At 62.5% G+C, this 18,505-nt stretch carries 20 protein-coding genes and 1 tRNA gene; 13 read left to right on the forward strand and 8 right to left on the reverse strand.

Features of this window, described 5'->3' with window-relative positions; all coding sequences use genetic code 11:
• Positions 1-361: 361 nt before the first annotated feature.
• The 3 genes from LXB15_RS07480 to LXB15_RS07490 all read right to left on the reverse strand — a co-directional run bounded on the left by LXB15_RS07480 (position 362) and on the right by LXB15_RS07490 (position 2,300).
• On the reverse strand, positions 362-844 hold the full coding sequence (locus LXB15_RS07480; RefSeq protein WP_233952085.1) for a VOC family protein: 483 nt from the start codon (positions 842-844) through the stop codon (positions 362-364).
• 32 nt (positions 845-876) lie between these two features.
• A complete protein-coding gene (locus tag LXB15_RS07485; RefSeq protein WP_233952086.1) occupies positions 877-1,599 on the reverse strand; it encodes a DUF1428 domain-containing protein in 723 nt (240 codons plus the stop codon).
• A 296-nt stretch (positions 1,600-1,895) separates the two neighbouring features.
• Positions 1,896-2,300: a VOC family protein gene (locus LXB15_RS07490; protein WP_233952088.1), complete on the reverse strand. Its 405-nt coding sequence runs from the start codon at positions 2,298-2,300 to the stop codon at positions 1,896-1,898.
• 565 nt (positions 2,301-2,865) lie between these two features.
• On the opposite strand from LXB15_RS07490, the gene LXB15_RS07495 reads away from it, so the two are divergent.
• Entirely contained in the window at positions 2,866-3,759 is an 894-nt protein-coding gene (locus tag LXB15_RS07495; RefSeq protein WP_233952090.1) for a hypothetical protein, read from the forward strand.
• A 94-nt stretch (positions 3,760-3,853) separates the two neighbouring features.
• On the opposite strand, the gene LXB15_RS07500 is transcribed toward LXB15_RS07495, so the two are convergent.
• Positions 3,854-4,897: a hypothetical protein gene (locus tag LXB15_RS07500; protein WP_233952092.1), complete on the reverse strand. Its 1,044-nt coding sequence runs from the start codon at positions 4,895-4,897 to the stop codon at positions 3,854-3,856.
• 185 nt (positions 4,898-5,082) lie between these two features.
• On the opposite strand from LXB15_RS07500, the gene LXB15_RS07505 reads away from it, so the two are divergent.
• The 3 genes from LXB15_RS07505 (at position 5,083) to LXB15_RS07515 (ending at position 8,564) form a co-directional block, all read left to right on the forward strand.
• Positions 5,083-5,466 (forward strand): hypothetical protein, encoded by a 384-nt coding sequence (locus tag LXB15_RS07505; RefSeq protein ID WP_233952094.1) that lies wholly within the window; start codon positions 5,083-5,085, stop codon positions 5,464-5,466.
• A 642-nt stretch (positions 5,467-6,108) separates the two neighbouring features.
• The gene (locus tag LXB15_RS07510; protein WP_233952095.1) at positions 6,109-7,713 is read left to right on the forward strand and encodes a hypothetical protein; all 1,605 of its coding nucleotides are present in this window, start codon (positions 6,109-6,111) and stop codon (positions 7,711-7,713) included.
• Between the two features lie 302 nt (positions 7,714-8,015).
• A complete protein-coding gene (locus LXB15_RS07515) occupies positions 8,016-8,564 on the forward strand; it encodes a hypothetical protein (protein WP_233952097.1) in 549 nt (182 codons plus the stop codon).
• On the opposite strand, the gene LXB15_RS07520 is transcribed toward LXB15_RS07515, so the two are convergent.
• Complete coding sequence (locus LXB15_RS07520) at positions 8,549-9,223, reverse strand: hypothetical protein (RefSeq protein ID WP_233952099.1); 675 nt, start codon at positions 9,221-9,223, stop codon at positions 8,549-8,551. The genes LXB15_RS07515 and LXB15_RS07520 overlap by 16 nt on opposite strands.
• A 903-nt stretch (positions 9,224-10,126) precedes the next feature.
• Between LXB15_RS07520 and LXB15_RS07525 the strand changes: the two genes are divergently transcribed.
• The 4 genes from LXB15_RS07525 (at position 10,127) to LXB15_RS07540 (ending at position 12,120) form a co-directional block, all read left to right on the forward strand.
• Entirely contained in the window at positions 10,127-10,600 is a 474-nt protein-coding gene (locus LXB15_RS07525; protein WP_233952101.1) for a hypothetical protein, read from the forward strand.
• Between the two features lie 143 nt (positions 10,601-10,743).
• Positions 10,744-11,610: a DNA adenine methylase gene (locus tag LXB15_RS21115; RefSeq protein WP_370640188.1), complete on the forward strand. Its 867-nt coding sequence runs from the start codon at positions 10,744-10,746 to the stop codon at positions 11,608-11,610.
• Entirely contained in the window at positions 11,607-11,807 is a 201-nt protein-coding gene (locus LXB15_RS07535) for a transcriptional regulator (RefSeq protein WP_233952105.1), read from the forward strand. Before LXB15_RS21115 ends, LXB15_RS07535 begins: the two co-directional genes overlap by 4 nt.
• A gap of 31 nt (positions 11,808-11,838) precedes the next feature.
• Positions 11,839-12,120 carry a hypothetical protein gene (locus tag LXB15_RS07540; protein WP_233952107.1) on the forward strand — a complete coding sequence of 94 codons (282 nt, stop codon included), beginning with the start codon at positions 11,839-11,841 and terminating at the stop codon, positions 12,118-12,120.
• Between the two features lie 46 nt (positions 12,121-12,166).
• Here the strand turns inward: LXB15_RS07540 and LXB15_RS07545 are convergent, their stop codons facing one another.
• Positions 12,167-12,523, reverse strand: a complete 357-nt coding sequence (locus LXB15_RS07545; protein WP_233952109.1) for a hypothetical protein — start codon at positions 12,521-12,523, stop codon at positions 12,167-12,169.
• Positions 12,524-12,620: 97 nt separating this feature from the next.
• Here LXB15_RS07545 and LXB15_RS07550 point away from each other — a divergent pair, with 97 nt between their 5' ends.
• The 3 genes from LXB15_RS07550 (at position 12,621) to LXB15_RS07560 (ending at position 15,923) form a co-directional block, all read left to right on the forward strand.
• Positions 12,621-13,154, forward strand: a complete 534-nt coding sequence (locus LXB15_RS07550) for a hypothetical protein (RefSeq protein ID WP_233952110.1) — start codon at positions 12,621-12,623, stop codon at positions 13,152-13,154.
• Between the two features lie 160 nt (positions 13,155-13,314).
• Positions 13,315-14,367 (forward strand): hypothetical protein, encoded by a 1,053-nt coding sequence (locus LXB15_RS07555; protein WP_233952112.1) that lies wholly within the window; start codon positions 13,315-13,317, stop codon positions 14,365-14,367.
• A gap of 431 nt (positions 14,368-14,798) precedes the next feature.
• Positions 14,799-15,923: an integrase gene (locus LXB15_RS07560; protein WP_233952114.1), complete on the forward strand. Its 1,125-nt coding sequence runs from the start codon at positions 14,799-14,801 to the stop codon at positions 15,921-15,923.
• An 89-nt stretch (positions 15,924-16,012) separates the two neighbouring features.
• On the opposite strand, the gene LXB15_RS07565 is transcribed toward LXB15_RS07560, so the two are convergent.
• Positions 16,013-16,087, reverse strand: a tRNA-Val gene (locus LXB15_RS07565).
• A gap of 104 nt (positions 16,088-16,191) precedes the next feature.
• The gene (locus LXB15_RS07570) at positions 16,192-16,878 is read right to left on the reverse strand and encodes an HAD family hydrolase (protein ID WP_233952116.1); all 687 of its coding nucleotides are present in this window, start codon (positions 16,876-16,878) and stop codon (positions 16,192-16,194) included.
• Positions 16,879-17,027: 149 nt separating this feature from the next.
• On the opposite strand from LXB15_RS07570, the gene rpiA reads away from it, so the two are divergent.
• Entirely contained in the window at positions 17,028-17,723 is a 696-nt protein-coding gene (gene rpiA / locus LXB15_RS07575; protein ID WP_233952118.1) for a ribose-5-phosphate isomerase RpiA, read from the forward strand.
• Between the two features lie 199 nt (positions 17,724-17,922).
• Positions 17,923-18,504: a DUF2059 domain-containing protein gene (locus tag LXB15_RS07580; protein WP_233953085.1), complete on the forward strand. Its 582-nt coding sequence runs from the start codon at positions 17,923-17,925 to the stop codon at positions 18,502-18,504.
• Position 18,505: the final 1 nt, after the last annotated feature.

Consider the following 18,505-nt stretch of genomic DNA (forward strand, 5'->3'; position numbering starts at 1 on the left):
ACGAGAAACGTCGGACGATCCTTCGAGGAGCAAGGACGCCAGCCGCCATGGACGTGTCAGCTGACCCAGTTGAGGCATGCCTAGCGTCCGCTTTTCTTAAAGACCGAAGATGTGCTGGATGGTCTGGAGAGGTTCGTTAGCGGAACGGCAGCTACTCGCGAAATCGCCCCGGAAGCCGCCCGTCCGCTTCCGGCCCGTTCCGGCGAACGGAGATCAGCTTCGATCTGGTGGACTTGCGGATAGTCCGATTCCGCCATGATCGCCGCCGGAGCGGACATCCTGCACGACCGGCCATGGATTTCTCAGTTTGAAGCTGAAGCCAAGAAGACGAGCTCCGTTTGCTAGTTGGCGCCCTTCCGGGTCATCCAACTTTCGCTGCGGCCTTTATCGTCGCGATGTCGATTTTCCCCATTGTCATCATCGCCACGAAGGCGCGTCTCGCCTTGTCGCGGTCGGAGCTCGTCGTCAACTCGAGCAGCAGCCTAGGCGTGATTTGCCACGAATGGCCCCAACGATCCTTGCACCAGCCGCAGGCGCTTTCCCGCCCACCGTTGCGAACGATCGCATCCCAGTACTGATCGGTCTCCTCCTGGTCTTCGGTGACCACCATGAAGGAAACGGATTCGTTCGGCGTGAAGGCCGGGCCACCGTTTAGGCCGACGAACTTGCGGCCGAGAACGGTGAACTCGACGGTCAGATCGTCACCTTCCTTGCCGCCGGGGTAGTCGGAAGCAGCCGCGTTTACCCGCTCGACCTGACTGTCAGGAAAGACCGACGCATAGAACGCTGCGGCTTTTTCCGCTTCGCCGTGGTCGAACCACAGGCAGGTGATCAGTTCGGTCATAATCTAGTCTCCTCGTTCTGGCGTAGGCGGGGTCATCTTCCGGGCAATCGGCTGACGACCTCGAACCCGCCATAGATCATCCGTTTGCCGTCGAAAGGCATCGGGTTGTCGGTCATTGCCCCCTTCATCTCGGCGAAAAGGGCTTTCTGCCCGGCATCTCGCGTTGCCTTGTCCGGCCACTCGATCCAGGAAAAGCAGACCGTCTCGTCCGGCCCCGCCTTCACGGCCCGCTCAAAATCGGTAACCTTGCCCGCGGGCACATCGACGCCCCAGCATTCCACATGGCGCGTCGCCCCGTTGCGCAGGAAGAGGGGCGCGGCGGAGCGGCAGTGCTGCACGAAGACGTCTTGATGGGCCGTCGGTACGGCCAGGACGAAGCCGTCGACATAGCCGAAGGCACCGCCCGGTCCCTCATCGACCACCGGCTCGAAGCCGCCGAAGATCATCCGCTGGCCGTCGAAGGCCATATCGGACATTTCCATGCGCGGATCGGCCATCATCACCGTCTCCGCGGCGTCCTTGGTCGCCTTGTCCGGCCAGACGATCCAGCCGAAGGCAAGGAGCTCACCGTCCTTTGCGGCGACGGAGCGATAGAAGTCGGTCACCTCCCCCTTCGGCACGTCGTCGCCGACCGCATCGATGACGCTCGTAGCGCCGAACTCGCGAAAGAAGGGGGCGGCCTTCTCCGCCTGTTCCACAAAGCGTTCGCGCTTCGATCCCTCGACCGGGATCACGCATCCCATGACGTATGACATCGGCGTCTCCTTCTATTCGGACAATGGGGGGTTTGGACGGGGCGCTCAGAGCAGACCCTTATCGAGGTCCGCGACGATGAGGACCGCCGAACTGAGCCCGCGGGTCGTACCCTGACCGTCTGCCGGAGGACGGGCGCGACAGGCGTGTTCGGCCAGCGGCAGGAGGTCTGCGTCGCGGGAGAACTTGCCTGCTCTGACATTCAGCGCAGCCTGAGGTCGGGAGCGAAGCCTGCTATAGCGACCGCAGCCAGTTGTCGGTGGTAACGGAAGCGAGCCCGCGAGGAGATCCGGGTTCATCATCTTGCCTCCGCCTCGGCGTTCGTTCCAGGCATCTCATTGATATGGAGGATGTTGCCGTCCGGGTCCTTGAACCAGACCATTTTCATGCCGTCGGCATAGTGGATACCGTCGCGGTAGGTGGCGCCTTCCATCTCATAGCGCTCGAAGGCAACGCCCTTCTGAGCCAGAGCCGCGACGATGGCCTCGATCTCGCCGGCTGCGTCGAACACCACCGCGTTGGCTCGGTTCGTTCCCGCCTCGTCAGAGCGGTAGACGACGAGATGGGTTGGTCCGGTGCGGTAGACGACGACGTCGCCGCCATCCTCGACGGCGGAAAGGCCGAGGGTGTTGCCATAGAAGGCACGGGCCCGGGCAATGTCGGCGACGGCAAGAATGGCGGACGAGGTTTTGTGCGAAAGCACAGCAGGTCTCCCTTCCGACCGATTCCCTGTGTCTCTTTATTTAGTTGATATCAACATAAAACGATGTTTGTCAAATGGGCATGGCGGCTTCTAATTCAGAGGGGCTAGAAGCTGACGGTCTGCATCGGCTCATCCAAGACGCAAGCCGGATGCCCTCCGAATGGCGGCTTTTGGGTCGCGGTCAAGCGAGGCTGAAAGGCCGAGATGGGTCGATAAGCCGAAGGGCAGCTTCAGGCCGCGGTGCCTGAAAGCTGACGGTCTCCTTTGGCCCGATCCTGCCGAATCCATTTGCTCCACAAAATTCCCCGTATATCGCGTCCACTTCAGGTCACGATGTGCGAGCGTTTGTCTGTGTTGAAGCGACGATCGTCGTTGAGACCGCAACGTTGTCTTCCGGTTGCTGATGTCACTCGATGCAGGCCACCGGGGCGGACCAGCAGTTGGAACATGCTGCACAAGGAGCCTTCGCAGCTGTCGGTCACCATCTCGCTGCATCATCGGGTTATCAACTTCATCCCCAGTCAATGCTGAACCGTTAAGTGCTGCCGATCAGAAGCCTTGGGCGATGGTGGCCGTGCGAGATACAATCCTGTTAGCTGGTGGACGAAGACAATATCGGCGGGGTGACGGCGACGACACCGCTGCCGTTTCTCCGAGGAAGGAAGTGCTGTCGGCAATCCGCTCGCTCGCGCCGATCTTTCTCGTACCCGGTGCGTCGACTGCACGGTACCTGCCGCCTCGTGTTGAGTTTCGATCGAGAATGATGTCCGCCCGCAGCTCAAACGTCGAAAGCCGGGGGGCGAAGGCCGCACCTGCAGTACGTCATACGATCCGGTGCGATATACAGACGGTACTCCGTGCCTGGCATGATCTCGGCACTAGAGTGCTGGACGGGATGATCGTTCTATCCGCCGAGCGGCTCGGCGAAATGTCTCCGGACGCCGGGGGAGTCGTCTGGCGCGTGTTCGGCGTCGGGTTAATCAGGGGTCGTGCTACTATTTCAAGCTGCGCCGTCGTATCGATCGCTGGCTTTTGCATCGCTGATCGATCAAAAGGATCAGCTGTCCGAGCAGCGCTATGGTACGTCGATAACATCCGGGTCAGCAACTGGGGCGCCGAAATGTTTTGGCCCTACTTTCCGCTGGTCTCTGTGACCAACGCGGCAGTCATCTGTGAAACTGGTGTAGTCCGACTTGCCGGCATCGGCCGTTACGAAAGCTTTCCGTCACCCGGTCACAATCGTTTCCGGATGCTACCCAGATTCTGCGATGTTGTACGGTCCGACGACGGGACATGGATCTGCCTTCAATCCAGAGGTGACCCGGAGGAGGCGCTGGAGCGATATGTCCGGCGGGACAACTTTAGCCTCGATGGCCACTTTGACTCGACAGGGGAGGATCTGGAGGCGATAGAGCTGGCGTGCCTCACGCTCGACGTCTCGCCTGATGATGTCCGGTGAGACGGTGGCCGCCTTTCTCCCGCCGATAAGAGCGGGGAGGTGCGGCCTTACCCCAAGTTTCAGGAAGCCCCGCAGGATTTGCAGCTCTCCACCGCTACCTTCGGTCCTCGAAGGGATCGTCCCACGCAGGTTCGTCCTGCTTATAGCCCGTCATCTGCTTCTGAAGAAAGGCCGGGATCTTGGGCTTCCTGCGCTCCGGTACGTCCGGAGCAGTTGCTGCAGTGGACGGCGAGGAGACTGCCAAACCCTGATTCTCCAAAGCCCCGTCAGCGGGAGTCGGACTTGAAACTCCCGCGTCCGCTTCTTCCGTTGCCTCGGTCGCCGATGTGTCGTGGTGGTCCGGTGAAGGTGCGGTCGGATCCTCGACGTCCTCCGCGGATATGCTCGCCTCTTCAGCAAAAGCCGACACGGCCGGCTCTTCGAAGGACAGTTCCTCAACGGGCGACAAGTTCCTGAGAGTGTCCTCCAGGTCCAGCTGCAAGCTGTCGAAGGATCCGAGGGCTGCGGGCGCGGCCCCGCCCTCCCATTCCTGTTCATCGCCGCCAGCGTTCATGGCAACGACCGAAGCGTCGTCCTGCTGAGACAACCCTCCGATCTGAAATTCCGAAAGTTGCTCTCGCATAGCCTGCAGTAGATCGGTTCTCGCGTCGTTGCGCGCTTCCGCACGATCAGCGCGTTCACGATGACTCCGCTCCGATATCTGCACCGCCGCGAGTTGCTCCTCGGTTTCGCGCAGGGACTGCCTGAGCTCTGCGATCGTAGCTTCTCGGGTCCGCAGGAGTTCGCCGAGCTCGGCATTCGCATCGACGGCACGCACCGCTTCCTGTTCGGCACGCCTCACCATATTCCGGCACGACCGGTCGAAGTCCTCCTCCTGCGCCCTGACAGCTTTCACAGCAGAACCCCACAGCGACAGCGCAAACCCACGCATCTCATCCTGAATCGAGAGCGGGAGCGTGATCTTCTCCGATGCGATCTTTTCGATCTCTTCGGCATTTTCACGAATCAACTGCAACACCGTGGACTTCGATCCGCCGGTAATCGCAAGAATGCTGTCAGCCGTGCACCGCCCGCTTCCGTTCATGTGTATGTGACGCGCCGCACTCAAGACGCTTTCAACCGTCGCCTTCTTCTGCATGTCTGCTCCTTATCGTACCAACATCCGGTACAGCACGGTACGATATTTCAGTACGGTACGATGCCGATGCGGACCAACCAATAAATGGCTTATATAGAGAGTTTGGATAGATAGCAAGATGCGTCAGATATGGAGTTTGCGTGATTGATCGCGATGCCGTAACTGGGTGGAAACGGAGACCCGAAATGTTTTTTTTCCAGCCCGACGTGAAAGTTCCGGAATTCTCGAAGGCGATGAAGGGTTTAGAAGCGGCCCTGGCAATCATCTCGGATCAGAAGGCGAATTTATCTGTCGGGAACGTCCGCCTCTTCATATACATCGCGAATAATGCAGGTCGCCTTCACTCGGATGCTGGATTGTCCCTCACCGCAATCGCAAAGGAACTAGAAGTTCCCTATGCCACTTTAGTGCGGCAGGTCGACTTATTGGAGAGTGGTTACGGGTCGTACAAAGGCTTAAACTGGATCGAGAGAGGGTTAGACGCGAAAAATCCTCGGGTACGAAGACTTCGTTTGACCAAGCAGGGGCTGGATGTTCTTTCGGAAATCGACAAGGTCTTGAACGTCTAGAACGAGAAGGCTACGCAATACTCATCGACACCGGTCGCCGCGGTCTCCGCGTCACTATCCGACACAAAAAGAGTAGCGCCGATGTTGTTTCGCGAACGGTCTTCTGGATGCTGCGCCCCGACGCGCCGGTTCACCACTGAGGGATGGTTCGGCGTTCTGTTCCGAGGGCCGTCTCATGATCGGCAAGCCGCCACGTCCTGTCATTGATCGACCCGCTATCCTGCTCGTCAGTGTCTGGCGGCGCATGCGTCCCTCCTTGCGGCGGATTATTCCTGTCGAAGCTCCACAATCGGCGGATTTCCACACACTCGCGTCGGAAGATCCTCTATGGCGTCGGAGTTTCGGCGAAGAGACATTAGAAATGATGTAGTGAGTCGCGACTGACGATGTGCGGCAATCGATCGGAGATCCGTGCCGCGCATGGCTGTGATGGAAGTTCGCGATCCCCGGAAGGCACGAAGCGACGCCTGTTTCTATTCTATTTCGAAAGGTCATGAGGAGAAGGCGTTGCAAAACACCGTTCTGCAGGCGATATGTGTGTGATAATCCGCGGGAGAGGGTGCTTGTTCAATGGCCCGTAGAGAGAATCGCGTCAGGCGGCGATTTCGGCCTGGTAATCAGGCGAGTTGTCCGCTGGACAATGTGACCGACGCCGCCGCTTTCAAGGCGATGACGTTCCGTTCGCCGCGGCCGGTTCACTATCTCGAGGAGTTGCGATCTCTGGGCGGCACGCCACCCACAAAAACCGTTCAGATCCTCCTGGAAGCGCTGATCGCTGCAGCGATTGATGCCGATCGGTCGATGCCTCCCGTATCGCATCGTATGTCTGTCCGAGCGCTGCTAGCAGTGCTCGGTAAGTCGTCGAGGAAAGGGGATCTTGAGGTGGCGCTCGTCTCGCTTCGAGACGCATTGTTCTCGATTCCTGACGTGCATGAACGGGAGGAATTTCGCCCCAAAGCACGTCAGACATATGACGAGCATGGAGAGCCCGTCACGCGAAAACGTCGCACGTGGACCCGCCGGTCGCCCCCTGAAGTGGTGAGTTTTCATCCATTCGACCGGCTTGAACTCGAAGGGTCTGATCTCTGTTTCGAGCTGTCTTCTGTGCTGCGGCGGGCGCTTTCCGGGCAGCATCAGTACGGCTATCTGGACCTGGTTGCGATTTCAAATTTCCGTTCCGCATATACGCTCCCTCTCTATCGCCTGATCGTTTCGCGAACGCGGCAAACGCGGACAAAGTCGCCATCTGGAACAACAGATCTGGTGGCACTGCGGATTGATGAACTCGCCTCCATCACCGGCTACAAGCGTCAGGGCGGCGGTTATGTAGCGCAGATCAAACGTACGATCATCGATGCCGCTGTACGAGACTTCTCCCGGCCGTGTGCACGGGGGAAGGGAGACGACGGCGTCCGGGCGAATTTGCCTATCACCTACCGATCTAAGGGTGAATTCGTCACGTTCATTGTCCAGATCGCGATGCCGTCAGTCGAGCAACTTTCATACTTGCGCCGCCAGACATATGACTCGGGGACGGTGCGGCGTGTCTCGCCAAGAGACGATCCGCGACTGCAGATTCCCGTCGGCGTTCTCCTGAAAGTCGAGAAGCAGTATGAAATCGTCGATACTGCGGCTACTAATGCCTGGCTTATGGCTGTGCATGAGATGGAATCCGGCGTCGATCTCACTGACGCTGCGAAGGTGCGGCGATGGCGCCGGGAGGGGCTGCGGAAGGCTTTGGCGAGCCGGTCTATCGAGCATGTTCTCTACGATTTCTTGGTTGAGGAGGCTATGCAGCCGGATCTCATCACCCTCCAGCATAGTGATGTTTCAACTAGGCGAGACGCGTGGGACGCGGCGGAATTTCGATTTCGCGTTCACAGGGTTGGACTCGAGAAGGCCCAGGCGGAACAGGAGGCTAAGGATTATCGGCGGCGCGTCAGTTTCGAAGCCCAGCGGCGCTACAGGATAGAGATGCGCGACGCGCTGCCGGTCTTGCCGTTGAAGATGAAGATCTCCGACATCCAACATGAGGTTCTGCTCCGATGCGTTGGTTGCACCACAGAGCAGCGATGGATCAAGTTCGAGGCGGAGCTATTCCCCAACCGAACCGTTCGCGATTCCTTGGACTATTGGCGGGAGCAGAGCGGATGTTCCGGACCTGATTGTGGTGCTTATGCGGTCCGTATAGATCGTGACGGGCGGTTCATCGACGACCAGGGCAGATCAGCAGTGCCGGGCCGCTAGTTCGGCGTCGGGTACAAGGCGAGGGCGACGCAACGCCGGCAAAGCAACTGACCGCTGACACTCCGCCTCCGGAAGCGGACCTTCGCAGTCGCTCTGGCGTCCGTGGGCGTGCGGTTTACAATGAAGGTGTCGGAGAACGTCGGAGTAACGCGGTTGTCGCCAGATTTGGGGTGTCACTCCGACACGGCCTGGATTGGCGTCGATAGGATTCCCCGTGCCAGCATTGCGCGCCTAACAGTCCGCTCCCCCGTTGAGTGCGATCTGATCCGCTCAGCAATTGCTTTCGTCGTAGCAGATCCCCGATGTCCGCGTTCCGCGAGGCCGCACCCGGCCGCATCGACGATCGCCGGGAGGAAGGTTTCGGCAACCGACCTGGGCACAATCTGCTCGTCTGTCAGGACCAGGAAAACGGACTGCAGGAGGAGCCTGTCGATGACGCGAGTATCGACGTGATCCGGATGCGCCTGCCGCCACCGGGCAGAGCGATCTGCGGAACGGACCCGCTGGCGGAGCGGCGTTATCGTTTTCTTCATGTCTATGTGCTCCATTATCCGGCACAACAGGCAGTGGAGGCCTTCATGCACGGTTTCGTGCGCAATTTTGAGATGTCGCTGTTGAGTGCCCTTGCCGGCGCCGCGAATGCCGGCGGACGTCGGCAGCAGGTCGAGACGCGGACACACGTCATCCGGCAGACAAGTCGTGGATCGCTCGACCGCCTGATCGCCGCTCTCCATGAAGAGTCGGCTAGAGCAGATCGGCTTGAGGCCGAAAACGCCGCTCTTCGTCGGAAGCTTGAGGTCGCCCGGCTGGCGACCTCCAAACTCCTGCGTCAGCGTCAGGCGGCTGCGTAGTCCATCTCGTCTGCGGGTACACCGGCCCGCCGTTGCGCTTCGATCCAGAGGTCGAACTGGCAGACGTAGTCGACCTCGCCTCGTTCGATAACGTCTTCGAGCATGTCGTAAAAATGGTTGTGAGCGCTCCACCCCATCGTGCGCCTGGATTCGGTCTGCGCGGCGACCCGCTCATCGGCGGCGAGACGGTCGAACTCCCGATACGACGGCAGATGGATCTGCTCGCGCAAGCCCTTGATGTGAGCAAGAACCGCATCCGACGTCATTGACGCGATCGAGAGTCGGTGACCTTCGTCGAGTGACCGCACCCACGCCAGAATCCACGGTTCTTCCGCGCATCCCTCAAAGAACCTGTCGTGGAGCACGCCGCCCGAATCGATAATCGCGCATGCGTTTTTGACACCATGCCCGATCGACGCCTCGAGTAGCTTCCCGCGCTTCTGCTCCCGCTCGCGATCACGACGCTTATCCTCGACCGCTTGAAGTGCAACCTCCGCGGTGGCGTCGGAAACCTCGATCGTCTCCTGAGTGTCCGGCGCCGCGCCGCCGAGCGAGCGCATGACCCACCCGATGATTTCGTCACCGACGATCACCGGCACCAACACCGTGGCTTTTAGTGCCCGTGCCAGCGCCCGCAGGAAATTTCCGATATTTCTCACGCCTGCCTCCGTTTCTTTCCCAAAGGTGCAAAATGATCCTGAACGTTACATGGTTGTAGGATCGCGCTGACGCATGAAAGCGGCAAGAGTGTACCGCTTCTAGGAAGTTGATGTTGGCACATGCGAGCCGGGGTCGCTGAAGCTAACGAGACGAAGAAACTCTAGGCTGCGGGCGCCGGAGGAGACGGAGCCGGTCGTCCAGAAGCGTGCCGAGTCACCCGCGCCTGACGCACGCACGCGGCAGCCGAAGATCTCGGCGTTCCTGCTTAAGCCGCAGAACGAGACGGCGGGCGACCTCGCCCTTGAGATACGGCGACGCCAGAAGCGCGGCTGGTGACACCAAGCGAACAGGGGCGGAGATAAGCCCCGGCGCACTCAGTGCTTCGCATTCCCGGAAGCTACCTGCCGAGGCATGGCAGGCCATCTGGCGCAGATCCTCCGCGGCGGAGGAGCCGTGAGATGCGGGACGCAGAGAGCCATCTGCTGACGCATCTCGGCTCACGCAGCAAGACAGGCCTAGAGAGCGGCGCCGTGTTCGTCAGAGACAAGCCGCGGTGCCAGCGACATTGCAAAAGAGGACGACGCGGAGATTGCCGAAAGGGCCGCGCTGGTCGAGCCGCGCACTACGACGACTGCGGAGGATGAGCCTCGGAGAAGGCAGGCGGTGCCACTCCTGTTCCGTAACTGATGGTATTCGATAGGATTAGCACGGTTAACGGAAAGTAAATAAACCTGTCTGTGGATATTAACTATATTGGTTGCTTTGGTGATTACATGAATAGGCTGCGTGTATACATTTGTCGTAGCGGCGGCATTCGGTCGTCGGACGGTTCCGGTGTCAGGTCGACCATGGCGGCCCTCAACAATCCAGGCCAGCCTGTCCGCAAGAATAGGAGAGAAACGATGGCTGCATACGTAAGCAGAACGGGAGTCCTCATCCCGGAGGGCACGGAAGACGCCCCGGGGCTGGCGCCGGTGACGGAAGTTCTCGCCGGTGTCAATGGGCGTGCCGCTAAGCACACTTTCGACGCGAAGGAGATCGTCCGGGTCGCTCGGCGCGCGGAGTACGTGCTCGAGGAGAGGAACTTTCTGGAGCGCGAGCGCGTCGGCGCCGAGATTGAAGCTCGCTCCGGCGGGCCGACGGCATCTTCTTACAACGGCAGTTTCGTCTGCACGCTGGTGACCCTCGTCCGGCGGGCGGACGGCTGGCACCTCACGTCCGCCAAAACGCTCAGCCGCTACGCGGGCAAGGGGGCCGGAACAGTATCGCGCATCAGCGTTAGCCATTCCGCTGCCGCGGCGGTTCAGAACCGCGCCCTCGCCGGGATCAAGGTGCGGGAGCCGAAGCGACGGTTGTCCGTCGCCGAAGCTGCCTGATTGGCCGGCCATCCCCAAAGACAATGAAGAGAGGCAGTTCGAATGGACGCTCCGGCAAGAATCGGCGAACTTATGGCGCGGGGAATGAGTGCCACCGTGTGCATTGTGTGCGTTGAGAGACTCCTCGCCGGGGCAGGGCAGGCATGACGCCTCACCGGCCTCTCATTCGGTACTACGGCGGAAAGTGGCATTTGGCGCCTTGGATCATCAACGCGATGCCGCGGCATCGCGTTTACACCGAGGTTTTCGGCGGCGCTGCGAGCGTTCTGTTTCGGAAGCAGAAGGCACCGATTGAGGTACTGAACGACCTGGACCCGGATGTCGCATGGCTGCATCGCAACGTCAGGCATCCACTTTTTCATCAGATCCTTGCAAACACAGCCAAAAGGATGCCGTACGCTCCCGAGTCTCTGGAGTCCCTCCGCGATCGAGAGGGTCTCGACATCGTCCGTCGAGGCCTTCGCCCGGTCGTCCGCGGGGCGATGACCCGCTCCGGGGCTGTCGATCGGTCGAGCGGAGCGCTGGCAGGATTCCGCACTGACGCCGGGAACACTTCTCGGGGGTCCGCGCCATCGGTAGAGTGGTCGCGATGGCCGGCGTTGATCCCGATATTTCATACGCGCATGCGTCGTGTGACCGTTCTAAGCGAGCCTGCGATCGATGTTCTGAAGCGTTTCGATGCGGATGACGCCGTGCACTACCTCGACCCGCCGTACCTGCCGTCCGCCCGGTCTGCGGCACGGAAAGGCTATGCGTACGACATGTTGGAGCAGGATCATGTCGAGCTTCTTGGAGCCCTCCGGGGACTACGCGGTGCCGTGCTTCTGTCAGGCTACGACAGCGACCTCTATCGCGACGGACTGCCGGGCTGGCGACGCCTCGAACGCATCTCGGTCGACGCCGGCGGGTCGCGCCGGGTGGAATCGCTCTGGCTGAATCCTGCCGCCGCAGATCGGTCTCCGGCAACAGCGCAGCGGGGTCTCTTTGACGCGGCCGAGGTGGCAGCATGACCGCCGCCGAAGTCCGCCTCCTCCTCCGCCAGGCCTGCGCCGACGCCGGATCACAGCAGGCCTGGGCGAAGGCGCACGGAGTCTCCGGTGTCTACGTCAGCGACGTCCTCGCTGGCCGGCGCGAGCCAGGTGAGGCCATTTTGGCCGGACTCGGACTTCGCCTGGTCGTCTCATACGAAAAGACGACCGCCGCGTGACCCCCATCAACCACAGCAAAGGAGAACCAGCATGCTTCGATACGACCCGGAATTCCGCGACACGAACGACGCCGGCGAGCCGCAGCGGCATTTCGCGCAGCAGTGCCCTGACTGCCGGCGCTGGCTCGCCGCGACGTGTCTCGAACGCGACGAGTGGGACGTCGTCGGCATCGCGTGCACTTGCTACGAGAGCGACGGCATCACGCAAGCCGTGGAATGGATCGTCGACATCCCCGATAGCTTGCGAGCGCACGCCCGGGCCGAGGTCCGCCGGATCGCTGAGTTTCGGTCGATGTCGCCGACCGCCTCCTGACCCGGAAACCCCGGCGCAGCGCTTGCGACTTACAAGCGACCTGAGATCATGAGGTCGGCACACAGACCCTGGGCGATGAGGCCCTTGGGCAACGACAGGAGATTTCCCATTGAGTGATGAGACCAAGACTGACCACGTGGCAGGCGTCGAAGCGGCAACCATGGCTGTGAGCGGGATATTCGACCGCGATGGCGCGCACACATCCGAAGAAGTCGCGACTGCTGCGATCGACGCCTACCTCGGACGGGGCGGCTACGAGGTTTTTGATCTCGAGCGCGTCCAGAAGACTGAGCTGTGGCTCCGGGAGTGCCTGGATGCGGAACTCGCGGATGAAAGCTACTCCCTCGGGCGGGCCATCATCGACGGCGAGGCGGGGTGGACGTTCGGACTGATCGGCGGCCACGTGGACTTCCTGTCGATCAAGTCGTCTCGGGAGATGACCGGCGCGGTGCCGGCTTTCGCGAGGCGATGGGGGCGATCGGATGCGGGAGGGCCGCGTGATGGCCGACGACATCTTCGAACTCGGCCTCTATCCCGCCACGTCGTCGCACCAGACGCCGGCGCCGAACCATGCCGCTTGCGAGCGCCCGATCTTCTGCGATCCGCTGGCCTGGTCCCGAGATGGCTCTGACTTCCCCACGATCGGCTTGGTCTTCGCTGGCGAGAGACGGCGATTTCCATATTTGATGGGACCGCCGGGCAAGAACTCCCGCTGCTGGCAAGCGGTTTGCGCGGGCAGGAACGGCGCCGAGGCGAAAGAAAATGCCCGCTACCTTGAGGAAAACGGCGGCCGAGACTGGACTTGGGATGGCTCAAGGCTGCGGGTCTACGACGTCCTCTGGTGGGGATGGTGCCAGTATGGGAAGCCCGTCGTCTCGGACAGGGCCTTCGGCGTCGTCGTCGAGGTCAGCGATGACAGGCTGGTCTTGTGGGAGCACGACACTCTGGCCCAGGCGGTGAAGGCCTCGCTGCGGGGGCAGGTCGCGGCGCAGGTGAACGAGCATGCGCTGCCGGTTCGGATGGCGGCATGGTAGGAGGAGAGGGCGCTGGCGCCGGATTTCGTGCCGGACGCCGAGGATATGGAAGCGATCGAGCTGCTTGAAGGCATCTGAAGTATCCTGGGGACAGCAACTCCGTCGCCATTGTGCGGAACTTAACGGGAACGTATATCCGTTTCTGCGTTAGGAGACTGATTTGCCTGAACCCATCGAGATCCCGGAAGAAAACCGCCGCAACATCATCTTCGAAACGGACCCTGGCGACGGCATCGTCCAGGAGATCAAGCAGCACATAAGAGAGACCGGCGAGCCCCACACCTGGTGGGGCCACTCTCATACAAAGCCGCCACCTGGCTCAAAGCCCATATACCTCGACGAGTTCGAGATACCGGCACCGAAGGACGTAAACGGGGTTGCCCCGTGTCCATGCTGCCCTCACGACAGTGCGAAGTACAAGAAGGGACGGATAGCCTGGTTCCCGCAAGAGATGGTGATCCGGCTAGTCGGCAAGGACTGCTTCGCCGCGCTCGACAGGGAGGGCCACGACGACGCCGTCGTCGAGATGCGGAAGCGACAGCGTCGTGCCAGGGAAATCGCCTTCATCTTGTCGCAGATCCCGAAGCTTCCCCAGGTATTGGACACAGCGAGAGACGCGTTGCCGATCGCGCAAGATCTGGACGCGGTCGAGGTGGCGCTGAAAGGCAGGCTCGAGAACACGCTTCGAATGCGAGCCTGGCAGACGCTGGGCGCCGGGGAACTCCGCGTCCGGGAGAGCCTGACGGAGTCGTTCCAGCGCGCCGACGGAAGCACTGGCGAGCGGCAGATTGAGAGCATGCGGATTTACGCCCGCATCCGCGGTGCCGCGATCCTCAATCCGCTGAACCGCCCACTGGCACCGGTGATATCGAAAGCCATCGAACGCCTGGCGGAAGTCGCGACGGATTTCTCCGACGTGGATCACGGCAACCTCGAGGACACCGAACGGTCGAGGGTCGCGAAGCTCGTCGAACGCGAACAGGGGAAGCTGCGCGAGACGCTGGAGAAGATGGGAGAGCGTCAGGCATTCTTGTCCCCCATCACCATCAACACGTTGCGGACTTGGGGTGCGATGCCGAACGCGGAGTTGCGCTGCATCTTCGAACGCGACGGCGAGACGCTGTATGTCGGGCGCGACCAGAACGGGAAGATCCGGGTTCCCGTGGGCCGTAATGTCGATCTCTCGATCCCGAGGCTCCCTGCCAGGACGTAGGGTTTCGACCCAGCAAGACGCCGGTTTCGCACGATGTTTCGACACAGGTGCGGCGAAACCCTGTGTCGAAACATCGATTTCCTGGGTCGAAACTTCGGATTTTCCCTTTCCCGTTAAGACTTTTTAACCAAACGCGACGCTCGCGATTGAGACTTTCCGGGGGATCCGGAAACTCCATCCATGACCCGATTCGAACTTGTCGTCGCGACGACCCCGTTCTTCCTGCCTTCCGCTGCCGACCTCGCCGATCTGGAAGAGGCTGGGCCCGACGAGCCGATCAAGCTCGCCATGGCGCCGTATCTTCCGGAAATCGGCGGGGCACTGAGCGAGAAAGTCCTGCGTGGCGCGATCAATCGGGGCGAGCTTGCGGCGGAGAAGATCGGGCGGACCCTGTTCGTCACCCGCCGCGGAATTGCAGAGTGGAGAGTATCATGCCGCGTCCAGCGAAACCTGCCCACCTCTGGCTCATGCCGGAAAAGCGAAACGACGACGGCACGGTCCGGCAGCACGCAACCTGGTACATCAAGGACGGCGGACGTCGCGTTAGCACGGGCTGCCGCGCTTCGGCTATTCGGGACGCCGAACAGGCCCTCGAAGACTACCTGATCGAGCGTCGGGTGAAGGTAAAGCCCGTCCTGAAGCGGACGGCGGACGAGTGCCTGATCGCCGACGTCCTGGTCCACTACTTCAATCACAAGGGCGACGTGGCTCGACCGAAGGAACTGGCCGCTCGCCTGCGCTTCCTCACGGGCTTCTGGGGTGACAAGACGCTGGCCGACATCAGCCGGGCGACGTGCGCGGAATATGCCGAGCATCGTGGATCGACGAACTCCGCCCGGAGGGAACTCGAGGACCTGAGGTCCGCGGTGAACATGTACGCCGCCGACTCTCTCTGCCGGGATCATGTAAAGGTCTCGATGCCGACGAAGCCGCAGTCGCGGGTCGACTACTTCACTCGCGACCAGGTCGCGGCGCTGGTCTGGTATCTCTACCGGACCAGGGTCCGCCAGGGGAACAAGGACACGAAGGCCTACGCCCTCCGGCATATCGTGCCGTTCGTCCTGGTCGCGATCTACACCGGGACCCGGTCGAAGCGTGTCTGGCAAGCCTCGTTCAAGCGGGAAGAGGGCCTGCCGTGGATCGATGTCGATGACGGCGTCTTCTACCGCGCCGCCCAGGGCGAGAGCGTCTCGCCGACCAAGCGAGCCGGGTCGATCCGAATCCCGCCGCGGCTGCTCCTGCACCTGCGCCGGTGGGCGAAGACACGGGATTACCTCGTCGAGTACCGAGGGGCGCCGGCCGACCCGAAGAAGGCTCTCGCTCGCGCCATGGACGAGGTCTTCGGGCCGGATCACCCGTTCGTCCGGCACACGTTCAGGCACACCGCAGCGACATGGCTGATGTGGACGGGCGGGGATATCGGCGAGATCGCGCACTTCCTCTCGATGAGCCGGGAGATCCTGACGAAGGTGTACGGGCACCACCATCCGGACGCCAACAAGGAAGTCGGCGAGATGTTCACCCGCCAGGCAGGACGACGGAAAAAGGCTGCGTGAAGGTCATCGACGGGAACGTTTCCGTCGTCGTAGCGGTCGTCGTGGGATCTGGGTGGAATGCACGGAGGCCCGCAAACCCCTGGAAACGATGGTGGGCGCGACAGGGATCGAACCTGTGACCCCCTCGGTGTGAACGAGGTGCTCTCCCGCTGAGCTACGCGCCCGGACCGCGCGGCAAGGCGCCAGCGGCAAGGTGCCGGGGATATAGTGCCCGAACGGCCCGCTCGTCAACAAGCAGCTTGCCGGGAACCGACCCGGTCCGGCCCGGCTAGCGCCGCAGCTTCGCGCCGGCGACGGTGCGCCGGGCGAAGCCGGCGTCGAGCCGGGCGTAGTCGTCGATCACCGCCGTCGCGCCGGCGCGGGCCTCGGGGTCGGGCGCGTAGCCGAAATCCACCAGCACCGAGGCGATGCCCGCCGCGCGGGCCGTCGCGACGTCGGTGATCGTGTCGCCGATCATGATCGAGCCGTCCGGATGGCCGCCGCTTCGGTCGATCGTGCCGGTGAGATGGATGGGATCGGGCTTGCGGCGGGCGAAGGTGTCGGCGCCGCAGATCGCGGCGAAGCGGTCGGCGAGGCCGAGTTCGGCCATCAAAAGGGCGGCGAGCCGCTCGTGCTTGTTGGTGCAGATGGCGAGGGTGAAGCCGCCCGCGAGGAGCCGATCCATCGCGTCGAGGACGCCGGGAAAGGGCCGCGACTGCACCGCGATATGCGCTTCGTAGTGGCCGAGGAAGCGCGCCAGCTGCTCGTTTTCCTCGTCTTCCCCCAGCACGCGGCCGTCCCAGCGATAGGCCTCGCGCAGCATCACGCGGGCGCCATGGCCGGCGTGCGGGCGAACCAGAGCGAGCGGCACGGCGTCCATGCCGGCCGCCGCCAGGCAGTGGTTGAGGCTGGCGGCGAGGTCCGGCGCCGTGTCGACGAGGGTGCCGTCGAGGTCGAAGACAGCGACATCCGCCATGTCAGGGTCCGCCTTGCTCCATGCTGCCGCAATCGCGCGGCCTCGCCCGCTCTGGCCGGACTTGGCCGCCGCGTCAACAAGCCGGCCGGCAATCGACACTCCGGGCGAGACCGGCTAGACGGTCAGGCAGAAGCAGGAGCGGGGCCGTCATGGCGGAGATGCAGGAACTGAAGAGGCGGGCCGCCGAGGCGGCGCTCGAGCGCGTCGAGGACGGCATGCGGCTCGGCATCGGCACGGGCTCCACCGCCGAGGCCTTCATCCGCCTGCTGGCCAAGCGCGTCGAGGGCGGGCTCGGCATCGTCGGCGTGACGACGTCCGAGCGCTCCGAGGCGCTCTGCCGCGAGCTCGGCGTGCCCACGGAGACGCTGGAGGCGGTACCGCAGCTCGACCTCACGGTAGACGGCGCGGACGAGATCGACGGCCGGCTCCGGCTGATCAAGGGCGGCGGCGGCGCGCTGCTGCGCGAGAAGATCGTGGCTGCCGCGTCGGACCGCATGCTGGTCATCGCCGACGCCTCGAAGCAGGTGGACGTGCTCGGCGACTTCCCGCTGCCCATCGAGATCAACGGCTTCGGACTAATCGCGACGTTCCTGGCGATCCAGAAGGCGTCGCGGGCAATGGGGCTCGATCCGGACCTCACCCTGCGGCGGGTCGGCGAGGAGCCGTTCATCACCGATAGCGGCCATCTGATCCTCGACGCCGCCTACGATCGCATCGAGGACCCTGAAGCACTGTCGGCGGCGCTGCATTCGGTTCCCGGCGTGGTCGAGCACGGGCTGTTCCTCGGCCTCGCGACCGAGGCGATCCTGGCATCAGCGGACGGCGTCTCGATCCTCAGGCCGTGAGGCCGGGGCCGGAGTTAACTTGTCAGGCCATGGCGTGATCCACTAGACCGTGCGCCAGGGGACGAAGGCGGACGGTCGCGGCGCCTAACGCGTTCTGCGGACAATGCCCGCCGGGTGCGGCGCCAGCCTACGTCGTGATAACGTGATAAGCCGATGCGGCCCGGAAAGGGCCATCGCCAGATACGGAGACTAACGCTTGATGAACTTCAGCCGATTGACGTGCCGGGCCCTCGTCGTGGCAGGCTTTGCGCTGATGGTGCCGGCGTCGGCGATGGCGCAGGAGCCATCCGACTCCCACGTCGCAGCCGCCCGCGACGCGATCGCCGCCATCGACGCGACGGCCCAGTTCGACAACATCCTTCCGAATGCGGCGACGCAGATCAAGGCCGAGCTGATCCCCAACAATCCCGACCGCCAGGACGAGATCTCGGAGATGGTGGACGAGCGCGCCCTCGAGCTGGCGCCGCGCCGGGCCGCGCTGGAGGCGGAGGTTGCCCGCGTCTACGCCAATCTGTTTACCGAGGAGGAGCTTCGGGCCATCGCCGAGTTCTACCAGTCGGAGCCCGGCAAGAAGCTGCTGGCACAGGGTCCGGCGGCAACGCGCGACATGCTGCAGGCGGTCGAAGTGTGGAGCAACGGGATCGAGCGCGACCTCAGGCAGAGCGCGATCGAGGGCATGAACGAGCTCTATGGCGGCGCGGCTCCGGCCGGGGGCGCGGCGGCAGCACCGGCCGAAGGCGCGGCTCCCGCGGAGCCGGCGGCGCCCGCGACGCCGCAGTAGG

The sequence above is a fragment of the Aurantimonas sp. HBX-1 genome (assembly GCF_021391535.1).
Lineage (GTDB): Bacteria > Pseudomonadota > Alphaproteobacteria > Rhizobiales > Rhizobiaceae > Aurantimonas.